Raw genomic sequence first — 16,233 nt, forward strand, 5'->3', positions numbered from 1 at the left:
AGGACCACGGCGCGGGAAACGCACCGGGGCGGGCCACCGTCCGGTTATCGCAGGAATACGCATCAAGTGTCATTCGGGCTGCGGCACGATCCTCAGATAGGGCTTGGGCGCTTCCCACCCGTCCGGGAACTTCTCCCTGGCCTGCTCGTTCGAAACCGCGGGCACGATGATGACGTCCTCGCCCCACTTCCAGTTCACGGGTGTCGCCACCTGGTGCGAAGCGGTGAGCTGGCAGGAATCGAGCAGCCGGAGCACTTCGTCGAAGTTGCGCCCGGTGCTCATGGGATAGGTCAGCATGGCCTTGATCCGCTTGTCCGGTCCGATGATGAATACGGAACGAACGGTGAGATTGTCGACCGCGGTCCGGCCCGCGGCCTGGTCGCCGGCGGAAGCCGGCAGCATGTCGTACAGCTTGGCGACCGTGAGGTTGGAGTCGCCGATCAGCGGGTAGGTAACCGCGTGCCCCTGGGTCTCTTCGATGTCCTTGACCCATTCACGGTGATCGCTCACCGGGTCGACACTGAGCCCGATCACCTGGGCATTGCGCTTTTCGAACTCGGGCATCAGCCCCGCCATGTAGCCCAACTCCGTTGTGCAGACCGGCGTGAAATCCTTCGGATGAGAAAACAGAATCGCCCAGCCGTCGCCGATCCAGTCGTGGAACCGGATCTCTCCTTCCGTGGTCTCGACCGTGAAGTCGGGCGCTACGTCGTTAATCCTCAAGCTCATGGGGCCTCTCCATAATTCGTTCGGACCGCCGCGTTCCGATGCGGATCAGTTCTGAAATTGTACCAAAGCGGGCACTTGTCTTCGCCGGCGCAGAACGCCGACACCCTATGATTTGAGGACATTCAACGGAATCTTCAAGTAGCGGCTGCCGTTGGATTCCGGCGCCGGCAGGCGTCCGGCTCGAATATTGACCTGCATGGCCGGAAGCATCAGTCGGGGGGTCGACAGCTCCGCGTCGCGCGCTTCGCGCCGGGCAATGAACTCGCTGCGCGAGACGCCGTCGCCGCAATAGATATTGCCGCTGCGCTGCTCGGCCACCGTCGTCTCCCAGGCGACCGCGCGCTTGCCCGATGCGCCGCTGTCGTGACCCACGAACACCCTCGTGGCGGGATCGAGCGCTAGAACGCGCTTGAGGGAGTCGAACAGCACGGCCGCCGAGCCGCCCGGGAAATCGCACCGCCCGCAGCCCGCATCCGGCATCAGCAGCGTGTCGCCCACGAAGACGGCGTCGCCGATAACGTAACAGGCGCAAGCCGACGTGTGTCCCGGCGTATGCAGGACCGAAGCTTCGATCCCACCAAGCGCGAAACGCTCTCCGTCGGAGAAAAGGTGGTCGAAGTCGGACCCGTCGGCAGCGAAACCATCGCCAGGATTGAAGACGCCGGCAAAGTGCCGCTGCACCTGAACGACGCCGCTGGAAATCGCCAGGCGCCCTCCCAGCCGGTCCTTTACGTACTGCGCCGCGCTCAGATGGTCCGCATGCACATGCGTTTCAATGATCCAGTCGAGCGTAAGCCCGCTCCCCTGCACGGCCGCCATGGCCCGATCGGCGGGCCCGCAATCGGTCCTGCCCGAAGCCGGACGGTAGCCAAGCACGGGGTCGATGAGCGCGGCGCGGCCAGTGGAGCGATCGCTGACCACATAGGTAACGGAGTGGGTTGCCGGGTCCCAGAATCCTTCGACCTGCGGTGTCATGCCCGGCCCACCAGGTAGGTTTCGCGGCTGGCCTTCCTCGACGCGGCCGGAGTCCGCAGCTGCACGTTTTTCAGGCCGGCGCGCGCTTCGGCCAGGAATTCCTCAAAGCCGGAGCCCTGGAAGAGCTTGGTTACGAACACTCCGCCGGGACGCAGCAAAGCCAGGGCCGTCGCCAGAGCGATTTCCGCCAACTCCAGGGACTGGGCCTGGTCCCGGTCGCGGTTCCCGCTGAGCTTGGGCGCCAGGTCCGAGATGACCGCATCCGCGGGGCCTTGCAGGACCTCGTCCAGCCGACTCAGCGTTTGATCCGCGGTAATGTCGCCCTGCAGCACCACGATATTCCCCAGCGATTCCATCGGTTCGATATCAACGGCCACGACCTGTCCCTTCGAGCCGATTCTGCGCTCGGCATACTGGCTCCAGCTTCCCGGCGCCGCCCCCAGGTCCACGACCCGGTCCCCCGGGCGGAACAGACGGCTTCTCCGGTCCAGTTCCTCAAGCTTGTAAACGGCGCGCGAGCGCCAGCCCTCCGACTTTGCGCGTCTTGCCCAATGATCCGTCCAGCCGTTCGACTTCATGACATTCAGCGCACCGGTTCGCCATTCACACGATGCTATCCGTAACTGACGGACAGGATCTCGTATCGGCGCACCCCGCCCGGCGTATTGAGCGTGATCTCGTCGCCCTCGTAGCGGCCGATCAATGAACGGGCCATGGGAGATACGAAGGATATGGCGTCGTCCCGCACCCGCGCTTCGTCCTCGCCCACGATCTGGTAGCGGACCTGCTTTCCGCCGTCGAGACTGAGAAGTTCCACGGTTACCCCGAACACGATACGCCCGTCATGCGGAATGCGATCGAGGTCGATGACCCGGGCGTGGGCCAGGCGGCCTTCTATATCGCGGATGCGGGCCTCGACCAGTCCCTGCTGCTCCTTGGCCGCGTGGTACTCGGCGTTCTCGCGCAGGTCGCCGTGCTCGCGGGCCTCCCCTATGGCGCGCGCCAGGCGCGGACGATCCTCGTTCCTCAGTCGCTTCAATTCCTCGCGCAGCGCCTGTTCGCCGACGCGGGTCATCGGTACCTGGGTCATGTCGCCATTGCCTCGTGCAGATCCTGCAGTCGCGACACCGCGCCTGCGCCGTAGTAGTCGATGGCCCGGCAGGCCGCGTCGGCAGCCGCCAGGGTCGTGAAATAGGTGACGTTGTTGCGGACCGCCTGCTCCCGTATTTCATGGGATTCCAGGATCGAAGCACGGCCCTCGGTCGTATTGACGATCAGGTCCACCTCGCCGTTGCAGATCAGGTCCACGATATGCGGACGGCCCTCGCGCACCTTGTTGATGCGCCTGCACGAAACCCCGTGGCGGGCCAGGAAGCTGGCTGTCCCGTGCGTGGCCACCAGGTCGAATCCCTTCAACTGCAGCATCCGCGCCAGGTCCACCGACTCCTCCTTGTCCGGATCGCGCAACGACAACAGGGCCGCGCCGCCCCGTTTGAGGTCCACGCCGGCGCCTTCCTGGGCGCGGGCGTACGCCTCCGCAAAGCTGGTTCCCACGCCCATGACCTCGCCCGTTGACTTCATTTCCGGACCCAGTATCGGATCCGCGCCCGGGAAACGGGAGAAGGGAAATACCGATTGCTTGACCGAGAAATAGGCTGGCCGTTGCGGATCGTCGACTCCCTGTTGGTCGAGGGTGCGTCCCACCATGACCAGCGCCGCGACCTTGGCAAGCTGGATGCCTACGGCCTTGGAGACGTAGGGAACGCTGCGCGAGGCCCGGGGATTCACCTCCAGCACGTAGATGTCGCCGTCCTGGATCGCGAACTGCACGTTCATCAGCCCGCGCACGCCCAGGGCCTCGGCCAGCAGCCCGGTCTGGCGCGCCAGTTCCTCCTGTACTTCCTCTCCGGCGGTTGCGGGCGGCAGGCAGCAGGCGGAGTCCCCGGAGTGGACCCCGGCCTGTTCGATGTGCTCCATGATTCCGCCGATCAGGACCCGTTCGCCGTCGTAGATCGCGTCAACGTCGAATTCCACCGCCCGCGGCAGAAACTCGTCCAGAAGCACCGGGCTCTCGTTCGACACGGACACGGCCTCGGCCATGTAACGCCGCAATTCCTCCTCGCCGTGCATCACGTCCATCGCGCGCCCGCCCAGAACGTAGGAAGGCCTGAGCATCAAGGGGTACTTGAGTTCCCGCGCCAGTCTCACTGCCTCATCGACCGAGCGGGCGGTGCGGTTCTCCGGCTGCCTCAGGCCCAGTTCCCGGAGCAGGTCCTTGAAACGCTCGCGGTCCTCGGCCCGGTCGATGGCGTCCGGGGGCGTTCCGATAATCGGGGCGCCGGCGCGGTCCAGATCCCGCGTGATCCGAAGCGGCGTCTGGCCGCCGTACTGGACGATGACGCCCCGGGGCTCCTCTCGCCGAACGATCTCCATGACGTCCTCGACCGTCAGGGGCTCGAAATACAGCTTGTCGGAGGTGTCGTAGTCGGTGGAAACGGTCTCGGGGTTGCAGTTCACCATGATCGTTTCGTAACCGGCTTCGCGCAGCGCCAGCGCCGCGTGCACGCAACAGTAGTCGAACTCGATGCCCTGCCCGATCCGGTTGGGCCCGCCGCCCAGGATCATGATCTTGGCGCGGTCGGAAGGTTCCGCCTCGCATTCCTCCTCGTAGCTGGAATACATGTAGGCCGTGGAGGTGGGAAACTCCGCCGCGCAGCTATCGACGCGCTTGAATACCGGCCCTATCCCCGCCGCCCGCCGCCGCTCCGTCAGCTGCTGCTCGCTCACGCCAAGCAGATGCGCCAGACGGCTGTCGGCAAAGCCCTTGCGCTTCAGTTGCAGGAGCCGGTCTTCGCTCAGGACCTCCAGTCCGGCGGTCTTCACCGCCTCTTCCTCGCGAACCAGGTCGGCGATCTGGCCGATGAACCACGGATCGATACGGCACAGTTCGAAGACTTCCCGCTCGGACATCCCCAGGCGCAGGGCGTCGGCCACGTACAGCAGGCGTTCCGCGCCGGCGGTGCGCAGTTCCTCGCCGACCAGCGCCTGCGCATCGGGATCCGAAGAGTCCACCCGCTCACACAGCCCGTCGATGCCGATCTCCAGGCTGCGCAAGGCCTTCTGCAGCGACTCCTGAAACGTCCTGCCCAGCGACATCGCCTCGCCGACCGATTTCATCTGGGTGGTCAGCCGGGCATCGGCGCGCGGAAACTTCTCGAACGCGAAGCGCGGCGCCTTGGTCACGATGTAGTCGATCGCCGGCTCGAAGGAGGCCGGCGTCAGCCCGGCGGTAATCTCGTTCCTGAGCTCGTCCAGCGTATAGCCGATGGCCAGTTTGGCCGCCACCTTGGCGATCGGGAACCCGGTGGCCTTGGAAGCCAGCGCCGACGAGCGAGAGACCCGGGGATTCATCTCGATCACCACCATGCGGCCGTCATCGGGATGAATCGCGAACTGCACGTTGGAGCCGCCCGTGTCCACGCCGATCTCCCTCAGCACCGCGATCGAAGCGTCGCGCATGCGCTGGTATTCCTTGTCGGTCAGGGTCAGCGCCGGCGCCACGGTAATCGAGTCGCCCGTGTGAATACCCATCGGATCGACGTTCTCGATCGAGCAGACGATGATGCAGTTGTCACGACCGTCGCGAACCACCTCCATCTCGAACTCCTTCCAGCCCAGCACCGACTCCTCGACCAGCGCCGAGTGGCTGGGGGACGCGTCCAGCGCCCGCGCCATCGCCGCTTCGAACTCGGCCGCGTCCCGGGCAATGCCGCCGCCCACACCGCCCAGCGTAAAGGAGGGACGGATGATGGCCGGATAACCGATCTCGCCGATCACCTCCAGCGCCTCGGGAACGCTGCGGACCATCCAGGAGCGGGGCGTTTCCAGCCCTATGGACAGCATGGCGTCGCGAAAGCGCTCGCGGTCCTCGGCCTTGTCGATGACGTCGCCGCGGGCGCCGATCAGTTCCACGCCGAACTGTTCGAGAACACCCTCCCGGTCCAGTTCCAGCGACGTATTCAGGCCGGTCTGCCCGCCCATCGTGGGAAGCAGGGCATCCGGACGCTCGCGCTCGATCACCGCGGCCAGGGAGCGTGCGTTTACCGGCTCGATATAGACTGCGTCGGCGGTTTCCGGGTCGGTCATGATGGTGGCCGGATTCGAGTTGGCCAACACCACGCGATAACCCTCCTCGCGCAGCGCCTTGCAGGCCTGAACGCCGGAATAGTCGAATTCGCAGGCCTGACCGATCACGATCGGGCCCGCGCCGATGATCAGCACGCTTTCGAGATCGTCCCTACGAGGCATCGGTTCAAGTGGCTCCGATCAGTCCGGCGAAGCGTTCGAAAGCGTAGCCCAGGTCGTGCGGGCCCGGGCTGGCCTCCGGGTGGCCCTGGAAGCCGATGGCGGGCCGGGAGCGGTGCGCGAGGCCTTGCAGGGTTCCGTCGAACAGCGAGCGATGGGTGGCCTGCAGGCAATCGGGCAAGCTCTCCTCATCCACCGCAAAGCCGTGGTTCTGGCTGCTGATGGCCACCTCCCCGCTTTCAAGGTCAACAATAGGATGATTGGCCCCGTGATGTCCAAATTTCATCTTCATTGTGCGCGCGCCGCAGGCGAGACCCAGGATCTGGTGCCCCAGGCAGATGCCCAGGACGGGCGTGCCCGTGTCCAGAATCTCCTTTACCGCCTCGATCGCATAGGTGCAGGGCTCGGGGTCGCCGGGACCGTTTGACAGGAAAATGCCGTCCGGCTTGAGCGAAAGCGCCTCGCTTGCCGGCGCCTCGGCGGGCAGCACAGTCACGCGCCGGGCGACGCGGGCCAGGGAGCGGAGAATGTTCCGCTTGACGCCGTAGTCGTAGGCCACGATCCGGTCGAACTTCCGACCTTGCCCGCCGCCGGTCCAGGCGATTTCCGGATCTCCGGCGTCCACCGGCCATTCATAGGACGAGTCGACGCTCACGACACGAGCCAGGTCCATGCCGACCATGCCCGGCGCGGCGCGGGCCCTGGCCAGCGCCTCGTCGGAACGGTCCGTGCCGGTCAGGATGCAGCCCTGCTGCGCACCCTCTTCCCTCAGGATGCGCGTCAGCCGCCGGGTATCGATCCCGGCGATCGCAACCGTATCCTCGTCGCGCAGGAAATCAGTAAACGGCGTGTCCTTGCGCCAGTTGCTTTCGACTACCGGCAGGTCGCGGATGATCAGGCCCGCCGCATAAACCCGGTCGGATTCGTAGTCTTCCCGGTTTGCGCCGGTGTTTCCCACATGGGGCACGGTCAGGGTAACGATCTGCCGGCAATAGGACGGGTCGGTAAGGATTTCCTGGTAGCCTGTCATGGCGGTGTTGAACACCACCTCGCCGATGGTCTTTCCATCGGCGCCGATCGACCAGCCACGGAACACGGCCCCGCCCGCGAGGGCTAGCACCGCAGGATTCACTGGGTCGCGGAAGCCGCCATTACGGAAGACAAATCGTACAGACCCGGCGGGCGCCCGGCAAGCCAGCGCGCGGCGCGCAGCGCCCCGGCGGCGAACACGCCGCGGGTCAGGCTCTGGTGCCGCAATTCCAGCACTTCCTCGTTGCCGGCCAGCAATACGGAATGATTGCCGGAATAACCCCCTCCGCGCACCGCGCTGAAACCTATGGAGCCCTTCTCCCGCTCACCGGTCTGCCCGTGGCGCTGGAATACGGCAACGTCGGAGAACTCCCGTCCGCGCGCCGCGGCGGCCGTCCTGCCGAGTTGCAGCGCAGTCCCCGACGGAGCGTCGGCCTTGCCGCGATGGTGGGTCTCGACGATTTCGAGGTCGTAGTCCTCACCGAGCTGCCCGGCCGCCACCTTTAGCAGCTCATTCAGCACGCACACGCCCAGGCTCATGTTGCTGGCCTGCAGGACGGCGATGCGCCCGGCCGCCTGTTCGAGGGCCGCCTGGCCCGCCTCGCCGATTCCGGTCACGCCCTCCACCAGCGCGCAGCCGGCATCGGCGCAGGCTGACGCGATCTCCGCGGTCACGGAGGCGGTGGAAAAATCGACGGCCACATCGGTGCCGGCAACGCTTTCGGCTGGCGAAGCCGTGACCTTGACGCCGGCGGCGGGCAGGTTTGCGGCCAGCCCGGCGTCCTGACCGATCCAGGCATCGTCGGGCGCCGCCAGGGCGCCGGCAAGCTCCAGGTCGCCGGCAGCGGCGACCCGCGTCATCAGTTCGCGGCCCATGCGGCCGCTGGCTCCCAGCAGGCTGATCTTCATGATGCGCGCCGCTCGTTTCCCTTGCCCCGCGCCCACTCGAGCCAGCGCGCCCGGCGGGGCTGCTGGCGGTCGCCCTGGCGCTCGAGCTCCTGGGCAAACTGCTTGAGCAGCCGCTTCTGCGCGCCGTTCAGTTCCACGGGCGTTTCCACTTCGATATGGCAGAAGAGATCGCCCTTGCGCCCACCGCGGGCCGGCTTGACGCCGCGATTGCGCAGGCGGAAAGTGCGCCCGGACTGGGTGCCTGCGGGGATCTTCAGTTTCACGTTTCCGGTGAGCGTCGGCACTTCCACCTCTCCACCCAGGGCAGCGGTGGTAAAGCTTACTGGAAAGCGGCAGTGCAGATTGGCCCCGTCGCGCTCAAAGAAGGCATGCGGCCGGACATTCATTTCCACCAGCAAGTCGCCAGCCGGGCCTCCGCGTTTCCCGGCATTGCCCTTGCCGCGCACGCGGGAACGGTCGCCCGTGTCCACGCCCGGCGGAATCTTGAGCGAAATCTCCTCGCTCTTGCGGACCGCGCCGTTGCCGGAGCAGTCCCCGCAGGGATCGGACACGACGCGCCCCTCGCCGCCGCATGCCCCGCAGGTCTGCCGGATGGAGAAGATTCCCTGCCGCACCTGGGTTTGCCCCGTGCCTCCGCAGCGCCCGCAGGTGCTCAATCCCGTCCCGGGCCGGGCTCCGGAGCCGGAACAGGTGGAACAGGCCACCGTGCGCGGAATGGTGATCCGCATATCGGCGCCGAATATGGCCTGGGTAAATTCCAGGTCAAGCCGGTAGCGCAGGTTGGCTCCACGGCGGGACTGGCGCCCGCCGCCGCGCCGGCCGCCGAACACTTCGCCGAAGATGTCGCCGAAGATCGTGTTGAAAGGGTCTGCTCCCGCGCCGGAGCCGGCGCCCGCTTCGACGCCGGCATGGCCGAACTGATCGTATGCGGCGCGCTTCTGCTCGTCGCTCAGGACCTCGTAGGCGCGCTTGGCCTCCTTGAAGCGATTGGCGGCTTCCTCGCCCTGGTCGGGATTGCGGTCCGGGTGATAGCGCATGGCCAGGCGCCGGAATGCCTTCTTGACATCCGCTTCCGACGCGTTGCGGTCCACGCCGAGAACCTCGTAGTAGTCCCGCTCAGCCATTCAGGTTACTCCCTTCGAGTCCGCCGTCTCTTTGCCTCCTCCGTCCGGGAGACGCATGAATACATCCCTGTAGCTTGCTCCGGCATCCCTGCCTCCAATACTCCCGGACGGAGGAGGCAAAGAGACGGCTACGGGGGGTGTAACGATCAGGCCGACTTCTTCTGGTCGTCCGGCGTAACGTCCTCGAACTCCGCGTCGGTGACGTCGGCGTCATCGCCGCCGGAGTCCATTTCCGGTTCCGCGCCTGCGGCGCCCTGCTCGGCCTGCGCCTGCTCCTGGTAGACGCGCTGGGCAAGGCCGGCGGCCGCCTCGGACAGCGCCCGGCTCTTGGCTTCGATGACCGACTTGTCGTCGCCCTGCAGCGCCGTCTTCAGGTCGGCCACGGCCGATTCGATGGCCGCCCGCTCGTCCGGCTGCACCTTTTCACCCAGGTCGGACAGCGCCTTCTCGCTGGAGTGAACCAGCCCGTCGGCCTGATTGCGCACGTCCACCAGTTCGCGGAACTTGCGGTCCTCCTCGGCATGCATCTCGGCTTCCTGGACCATCTGGTCGATCTCCTTGTCGGACAGCCCGCTGGAGGCCTTGATCACGATCTTCTGCTCGCGACCGGTGGCCTTGTCCCTGGCCGACACGTTCAGGATGCCGTTGGCGTCGATATCGAAGGTCACCTCGATCTGCGGCACGCCGCGCGGCGCCGGCGGAATGTCGGTGAGGTCGAAGCGTCCCAGCGACTTGTTGTCCGCGGCCCGCTGCCGCTCGCCCTGCAGTACGTGGATCGTCACCGCGGACTGCCCGTCGTCGGCGGTCGAGAACACCTGGTTGGCGCGGGTCGGAATCGTCGTGTTCTTGTCGATCAGCCGGGTCATGACCTGCCCCAGGGTCTCGATGCCCAGCGACAGCGGGGTCACGTCGAGCAGCAAAACGTCCTTGACGCTCCCGGAAAGGACACCGGCCTGGATGGCGGCGCCCAGCGCCACGGCCTCGTCGGGATTCACGTCCTTGCGCGGATCCCGGCCGAAGAAGTCGCGCACGGCTTCCTGAACCTTGGGCATGCGAATCTGGCCGCCCACCAGGATCACGTCGTTGATGTCGCCCACGGAAAGGCCGGCATCGGACAGCGCCGTGCGGCAGGGCCCGATCGTGCGGTTGATGAGGTCCTCCACCAGGGCCTCGAGCTTGGCGCGGGTGACCCGGATGTTCATGTGCTTGGGACCGTCCGCGTCGGCGGTGATGAACGGCAGGTTGATCTCCGTCTGCTGCTGCGTGGACAGCTCGATCTTGGCCTTCTCCGCGGCCTCCTTGAGGCGCTGCATGGCCAGCGGGTCCTTGCGGATGTCCACGCCCTGCTCCTTCTCGAACTCGCCGGCGAGGTAGTCGATCAGCCGGTTGTCGAAATCCTCTCCGCCCAGGAAGGTGTCGCCGTTGGTGGCCAGCACTTCGAACTGCGTCTCGCCGTCGATCTCGGCAATCTCGATGATTGAGATATCGAAGGTGCCGCCGCCCAGGTCGTAGACGGCGATCTTGCGGTCGCCGCGCTGCTGGCCCATGCCGTACGCCAAAGCGGCCGCGGTGGGCTCGTTGATGATGCGCTTGACCTCGAGCCCGGCGATCTTGCCGGCGTCCTTCGTCGCCTGTCGCTGGGAGTCGTTGAAGTAGGCCGGAACCGTAATCACGGCTTCGGTCACGTCCTCGCCCAGGTAGTCCTCGGCGGTCTTTTTCATCTTCTGCAGCACGCGCGCGGAAATCTCCGGCGGCGCGATCTTGCGCCCCTTGACCTCCACCCAGGCGTCTCCGTTATCCGATTCCACCAGCTTGTACGGCACCATCTCGGCATCGCGCTGCACGACGCTGTCCTTGAACCTGCGCCCGATCAGACGCTTGATCGCGTAGAGCGTGTTGGTGGGATTGGTGATGGCCTGGCGCTTGGCGGACTGGCCCACAAGGACCTGGTCGTCCTTGGCGAAGGCGACGATCGAAGGCGTGGTGCGGTCGCCTTCGGAATTCTCGATGACCTTGCCCTGCTTTCCGTCCATGACGGCCACGCAGGAATTGGTGGTCCCCAGATCGATTCCGATGATTTTGCTCATGCGTGTTTCTCCATGAACTTCAACATATTTGTTACCTCTACCCGATATGAGGATTCACGACCCGCAATTCAACGGCGGCGGGCGCAGGCGGCTGGAGCGAGGCGATGCACCCTTCCTGGCAGGAGCGTCGCGAAGTGGCTCCAGAAGGAAGGGTGCATCACCTCGCTTCAGCCGTCCTCAGGATCCTGCGCAGCCTCGGGGGGGCCGGAACAGACTACGACTCGGGCGGCGCGCAGCAGGAGGCCCTGCATGAGATAGCCCTTCTGCATAACGGCGATCACGCTGTCGGCAGCCACCGAATCGGACGGCTGCATGCTCACCGCCTCGTGGCGTTCGGGGTCGAAGGGCTCGCCCTCCGGGTCCACCGCCTCGACGCCGAACTGCTCCAGCGCCTTGAGGAGCTGGCGGAGCGTGGCCTGCTGACCTTCCAGGAGACGGTCGGCCGTGGCGCCGTCGGCGGAACTCAGGCCCAGCTCCAGGCTGTCGATGGACGCCAGGAGTTCGCGCGCGATCTGCCGTTGTCCGCGCCCGTATGCACTGCTGATTTCCCTTTGCGCGCGCCGGCGAACATTCTCGGCCTCGGCCACCGCCCGCAAGTGCGCCTCATGCTGTTCATTGAGCGCGGCCTTGAGGCCCTCGATCTGCTTCGCGGGGTCCTCCGGTTCGGCGGATTCGGCGCTGTCCGCCGCATCCGGCGCTTCTGCCGCTTGCGGCTCTTCGGATTGCTTCCGCTCACTCATCAACGGTTTCCCCTTTGCTGCCGGGAGCGGGGCGGGCCTGCTCCCATGTATTCCATGCCGGAGTACTATGGTGCATTATTCCTCTTTTTCAAGCCGCAGCCGCCTGTTGGACTGCCGCCGAAGAAAGGTCCCGCAAATGCCGAATATCCAGTTCCAAAGGGTGGCGATTCTTGCCCGCGACGGGCACGGCGCGATCGCGCGGGCGGCCGGCGAACTGGCGGCCCATCTGACCGAACTCGGATGCTCGGCTACGCTCTCGCACGGGCAGGAGAACCCGGCGGCGGCGCAGGAAGCCCAACTGATCATCGCGATGGGAGGGGACGGCGCCATGCTGCGCGCGGCGCAGGTCGCCGTGCAGCGGAACACGCCCCTTTTGGGCGTCAACCTGGGCCGGCTCGGGTTTCTGGCCGACCTGGGCCAGGAACGATTCGAATCGGAACTGTCGGCGCTGCTGGCCGGGCAGTATTTTTCGGAACGGCGCATGCTGCTGAGCGCCCGGCTGACCCGCAGGAAGGGCAAGATCCTGCGCGCCACGGCGGTGAACGACGTGGTGGCGCACCGCAGCGGCGGCGCGCGCATCCTGGAGCTTTCGACCACGGTGGACGGGCGGCATATCGCCACGCACCGCGGCGACGGATTCATCGCCGCCACGCCCACCGGCTCGACCGCCTACGCGATGAGTTGCGGGGGGCCCATCGTGGACCCGCGCCTCGACGCGGCAGTCCTGGTGCCGATCTGTCCGCACAAACTGGACGACCGGCCGCTGGTGATTCCGGGCGCCGCAAAGCTCGCGCTGGCGATACCGGCGGACACCGACATCACCGCGGCCGTGAGTTGCGACGGCGTCGATCTGGGCGTCCTGGAGTACGGCCAGACACTGCACGTGTCCCGTTCCTCGCGCCGGCTCAAGCTGATCCATCCGTCCGATTACAACTATTTCTCTGTGCTTCGCGAGAAGCTCAACTGGGCCAAGGGGCCCGCGACGCAAGACGCCGGCTAGATCCGTGCTGACCCACCTGGCCATCCGCAACCTGGCTGTGGTCGATTCCGCCGAACTGGACATGGAGCCGGGATTCACCGCGCTGACCGGGGAGACCGGCGCGGGCAAGTCCATCCTGGTGGAGGCGCTGTCGCTGGCCACCGGCGAGCGCGCCGACTCGAACCAGGTGCGTACCGCCGAAACGCAGGCGGACGTTACCGCCTGTTTCGAAATACCGGAGTCAACGCCGCTGCCTCCATGGGCCGGCGACTACGACCTGGCTGACGAGTGCATCATGCGGCGGATCATCCGCGCCGACGGGCGCTCGCGCGGCTCGCTGAATGGCGTGCCGGTTCCCGCCCGCCGCTTGCGCGAGCTGGGCGCCTGCATCGTGGACATCTCCGGGCAGAAGGCGCACCAGGCATTGCTTCATACCGGCGCGCAACTGCGCATCCTCGACGAGTTCGGCGGGCTGTCGAAATCCGTGGAAGACTTTTCGGCGCGCTACGAGGAACTGCGCGAGGCGGAACGTGAATGCGACTCCCTGAATCAGCGCGCCGGCGAGCGCGCGGCGCGCCAGGACCTGCTGAACAGCTGGATCGGCGAGCTCAAGGCCCTGAACCCCCAGGCGGGCGAATTGGAAGAACTGGACCGCATTCGCCTGCGCCTCGCCAACCGGGCGCGCCTGCTCGAAACGGCGGGCAGCGCCCTCGATGCGCTTCGCGAGAGCGAGCACTCCGCCGGCGGCGCGCTGGCTTCCGCTCGCCAGGCGCTCGAGAGCGCCGGCGAATTCGAGCCCGGCCTCAGGGAGGCGGCCCGCCTGATCGGCGAATCGGAAGTACTGGTCGACGAAGCGGTGGCCTCGATTCAGGATGTCGGCATGGACCTGGAAGAAGAGGACGGGAATCTTGACGAAGTCCAGCAACGGCGGCAGGCGCTCCTGGCCGTAGCGCGCAAGCACGGCCGCAGCCAGGAGGAACTTCCCGGGTTGGCCGCGGAACTTAAAGCCGAGAAAGAAGGCCTGGAATCGCTGGACGAGCAGCTTTCGCGGGCGCGCGAGCGTCGCGACACATTGCGACGGAAAACGGAGGACGGCGCCGCCGTCCTGTCCGAATCCCGCAGGCGGGCGGCAAGGGAGTTTGCCCGCGCGGTATCCGACCGCATGCAAGGCCTGGCAATGGAAGGCGGATCGCTTTCCGTGCGCTTTGGCGAGACCGACGCTCCGGGGCGCAGAGGACGCGACCGGGTGGAATTTCTGGTGGCGCTCAATCCCGGCCAGGCCGCGCGTCCGCTGGCGCGTTGCGCCTCGGGCGGCGAACTGGCCCGAATCGGACTCGCCATCCAGCTGGCGGCGGTCGGCGCCCGGCAGCCGCCGACCATGGTTTTCGATGAAGTGGACTCCGGAATCGGCGGCCGGGTGGCCGAAGTGGTCGGCGCCGGCCTGGCGGAACTCGGCGAGCGAGGCCAGGTGCTCTGCGTGACCCATCTCCCGCAGGTCGCCAGCCAGGCCGGCCGGCAAATCCGGGTGAGCAAGATCGTGCGCGACGGCGGCACGCGAACGGTGTCCGCGCAACTGGCCGAAAGCGAGCGGATACGGGAAGTTGCGCGTATGCTTGGGGGTGTGGAGATTACCCCCCGGACCCTGGCCCATGCCGAGGAGATGCTGGCGCGCGGGCGCGTCCGGCAAGCGCCGGGCGCCGGTTCGCATGCGGGAGCGGCGGGCAAGTGAGCAGGAGCGTTCCGCGCAAAAACCTTCAGGCAGTAGGCCTGAAGGTCACCCAGCCCAGGCTCAGCATCTTTCGTATGCTGGCGCAAAGCAGCGAGCGCCACATGAGCGCCGACGACATCCATCTCAAGCTGGCGGCGGACGACAACGAGATTCCGCTGGCGACGATCTACCGGGTATTGACGCAGTTCGAACAGGCGGGCCTGGTCACGCGTCACAACTTCGAAAGCGGCCATTCGGTGTTCGAGCTCGACTCGGGCGATCACCACGACCACATGATCTGCGTCGATACCGGCGAGGTCATGGAATTCGTCAACGAGGACATCGAGCGGTTGCAGGAGGAAGTCGTGCGGTCGGCGGGATATGAACTGATCGACCACAGCCTGGTCCTGTACGTGCGAAAACGGCCCTGACCCGAACAGCCGCAGCGCTTCGATCCCGCCCGTTCTTGCCCCCTGCCTCCGGGGGACGCATGAATCCATCCATGGAGCTCGGTTCCGCCATCCCTGGCTCACAAGCCCCCGAAGGCAGGGGGCAAGAACGGGCTACCGCGGAGCCCCGCTGATATACTCCGGCTCCGCCATGAGTCCTTGCAGTCCCCGCAGTAACTGGCGCCGTCTGGTGGTGATCGCCGCAGCCGGCGCGCTGCTGGCGGGCTGCGTCTACAAGGTCAACATCTACCAGGGATGGATCACCGATCCCGGCGATGTCGACAAGGTGGAAGTGGGAATGACCCGCGAGCAGGTCGCCTATCTGCTGGGCACCCCGACGGTGCGCGACCCGTTTCACGCCGATCGCTGGGACTACGTGTTTACGCCCGGAACCCTCGAAGGCGAGCGACGCATTGTCAGGATCGAATTCTCGGACGAAGGCGTAAGCTCGATAGAAATCACGCCCGTACCCGCCGGCTAGTACCCTGGCGCCGCGCTTCCATCGGATCGTTTTCCAGCGGCCGGTAGATTTCCAGCCGGTCGCCGTCCTTGAGCCGGTAATCGTCGCCGATTGCCGTGCCGAACACGCCGAGCGGACAGCTCGCGGCGTCGATCTCCGGGAAAAGCGCATCGATGCAGGACAGCAGGACCGCGCGCCGCGCCGTTGAGCCGGCGGGTACGCGCAGCGGCATGACACGCTGTGCGCCCGGCAGGGCGTAACTCACTTCAATGGCGATTTCGTCAGCCATGACGGGAGGCGATCTCCCTGGCCCGCCTGAGAAAGTCCTGGACCAGGCGATCGCACAAGGCCTCGAAACTCGGCCGCAGCAACAGGTCCTGGGCCCTGCTGGAGAACTCGAACTCGATACGCAGCGAAACCCTGCAGCCCGAGCCGGCCGGTTCGAAGCTCCACTCCCCGCGCAAATGACGAAAAGGCCCCTCGCTCAGGTTCATGACCAGCCGGCGGGGCCGTTCCATCCGGTTCAGTGTGGTCAGTCGCTGCTTGAACACACCGCCCTTGAGGTCCAGACTGGCCAGTGCCTCGTGCTCGTCCTGACGGTGAATCTCGGCGCCGGCGCAGCCACGAAGAAAACGCGGGTAGTCCTCGACCGCGGCCACGAGATCGAAAACAGCCTCGGGCGAACCCGGCGTCAGGGCCTCTCTCGAGATTTCGCGCATTCGTTTTATGATGCCGCCTG

At 66.2% G+C, this 16,233-nt stretch carries 16 protein-coding genes; 4 read left to right on the top strand and 12 right to left on the bottom strand.

Annotation, left to right across the window (positions count from 1 at the left end):
* Positions 1-69 precede the first annotated feature (69 nt).
* The 10 genes from F4Y72_02800 to F4Y72_02845 all read right to left on the bottom strand — a co-directional run bounded on the left by F4Y72_02800 (position 70) and on the right by F4Y72_02845 (position 11,898).
* The gene (locus F4Y72_02800; GenBank protein MXZ27215.1) at positions 70-729 is read right to left on the bottom strand and encodes a peroxiredoxin; all 660 of its coding nucleotides are present in this window, start codon (positions 727-729) and stop codon (positions 70-72) included.
* A gap of 105 nt (positions 730-834) precedes the next feature.
* Positions 835-1,704 (bottom strand): MBL fold metallo-hydrolase, encoded by an 870-nt coding sequence (locus F4Y72_02805; GenBank protein MXZ27216.1) that lies wholly within the window; start codon positions 1,702-1,704, stop codon positions 835-837.
* Complete coding sequence (locus F4Y72_02810; GenBank protein MXZ27217.1) at positions 1,701-2,282, bottom strand: RlmE family RNA methyltransferase; 582 nt, start codon at positions 2,280-2,282, stop codon at positions 1,701-1,703. The genes F4Y72_02805 and F4Y72_02810 overlap by 4 nt, the downstream gene beginning before the upstream one ends.
* A gap of 35 nt (positions 2,283-2,317) precedes the next feature.
* Positions 2,318-2,794 carry a transcription elongation factor GreA gene (gene greA, locus F4Y72_02815; GenBank protein MXZ27218.1) on the bottom strand — a complete coding sequence of 159 codons (477 nt, stop codon included), beginning with the start codon at positions 2,792-2,794 and terminating at the stop codon, positions 2,318-2,320.
* Positions 2,791-6,012: a carbamoyl-phosphate synthase large subunit gene (gene carB, locus F4Y72_02820; GenBank protein ID MXZ27219.1), complete on the bottom strand. Its 3,222-nt coding sequence runs from the start codon at positions 6,010-6,012 to the stop codon at positions 2,791-2,793. The genes greA and carB overlap by 4 nt, the downstream gene beginning before the upstream one ends.
* Before the next feature lie 4 nt (positions 6,013-6,016).
* Positions 6,017-7,141, bottom strand: coding sequence for a glutamine-hydrolyzing carbamoyl-phosphate synthase small subunit (gene carA / locus F4Y72_02825; protein ID MXZ27220.1), 1,125 nt, complete (start codon positions 7,139-7,141; stop codon positions 6,017-6,019).
* Positions 7,138-7,947 (bottom strand): 4-hydroxy-tetrahydrodipicolinate reductase, encoded by an 810-nt coding sequence (locus F4Y72_02830; GenBank protein MXZ27221.1) that lies wholly within the window; start codon positions 7,945-7,947, stop codon positions 7,138-7,140. The genes carA and F4Y72_02830 overlap by 4 nt, the downstream gene beginning before the upstream one ends.
* Positions 7,944-9,071 (bottom strand): molecular chaperone DnaJ, encoded by a 1,128-nt coding sequence (gene dnaJ / locus F4Y72_02835; GenBank protein ID MXZ27222.1) that lies wholly within the window; start codon positions 9,069-9,071, stop codon positions 7,944-7,946. Before dnaJ ends, F4Y72_02830 begins: the two co-directional genes overlap by 4 nt.
* 146 nt (positions 9,072-9,217) lie before the next feature.
* Entirely contained in the window at positions 9,218-11,158 is a 1,941-nt protein-coding gene (gene dnaK, locus F4Y72_02840) for a molecular chaperone DnaK (protein MXZ27223.1), read from the bottom strand.
* Between the two features lie 167 nt (positions 11,159-11,325).
* Positions 11,326-11,898, bottom strand: a complete 573-nt coding sequence (locus F4Y72_02845) for a nucleotide exchange factor GrpE (protein MXZ27224.1) — start codon at positions 11,896-11,898, stop codon at positions 11,326-11,328.
* 67 nt (positions 11,899-11,965) lie between these two features.
* Here F4Y72_02845 and F4Y72_02850 point away from each other — a divergent pair, with 67 nt between their 5' ends.
* The 4 genes from F4Y72_02850 (at position 11,966) to F4Y72_02865 (ending at position 15,515) form a co-directional block, all read left to right on the top strand.
* A complete protein-coding gene (locus tag F4Y72_02850; GenBank protein MXZ27225.1) occupies positions 11,966-12,898 on the top strand; it encodes a hypothetical protein in 933 nt (310 codons plus the stop codon).
* Positions 12,816-14,606 (top strand): DNA repair protein RecN, encoded by a 1,791-nt coding sequence (gene recN, locus F4Y72_02855; GenBank protein MXZ27226.1) that lies wholly within the window; start codon positions 12,816-12,818, stop codon positions 14,604-14,606. Before F4Y72_02850 ends, recN begins: the two co-directional genes overlap by 83 nt.
* Positions 14,603-15,016 carry a ferric iron uptake transcriptional regulator gene (gene fur, locus F4Y72_02860; protein ID MXZ27227.1) on the top strand — a complete coding sequence of 138 codons (414 nt, stop codon included), beginning with the start codon at positions 14,603-14,605 and terminating at the stop codon, positions 15,014-15,016. The genes recN and fur overlap by 4 nt, the downstream gene beginning before the upstream one ends.
* 169 nt (positions 15,017-15,185) lie before the next feature.
* Positions 15,186-15,515, top strand: a complete 330-nt coding sequence (locus tag F4Y72_02865; GenBank protein ID MXZ27228.1) for an outer membrane protein assembly factor BamE — start codon at positions 15,186-15,188, stop codon at positions 15,513-15,515.
* On the opposite strand, the gene F4Y72_02870 is transcribed toward F4Y72_02865, so the two are convergent.
* Together F4Y72_02870 and F4Y72_02875 are read right to left on the bottom strand one after the other, a co-directional pair.
* On the bottom strand, positions 15,493-15,783 hold the full coding sequence (locus tag F4Y72_02870) for an RnfH family protein (protein ID MXZ27229.1): 291 nt from the start codon (positions 15,781-15,783) through the stop codon (positions 15,493-15,495). The two genes, F4Y72_02865 and F4Y72_02870, sit on opposite strands and share 23 nt — an antisense overlap.
* Positions 15,776-16,213: a type II toxin-antitoxin system RatA family toxin gene (locus tag F4Y72_02875; protein MXZ27230.1), complete on the bottom strand. Its 438-nt coding sequence runs from the start codon at positions 16,211-16,213 to the stop codon at positions 15,776-15,778. The genes F4Y72_02870 and F4Y72_02875 overlap by 8 nt, the downstream gene beginning before the upstream one ends.
* Positions 16,214-16,233: the final 20 nt, after the last annotated feature.

The organism is Gammaproteobacteria bacterium, from assembly GCA_009838035.1.
Classification (GTDB): Bacteria; Pseudomonadota; Gammaproteobacteria; order Steroidobacterales; family Foliamicaceae; genus Foliamicus.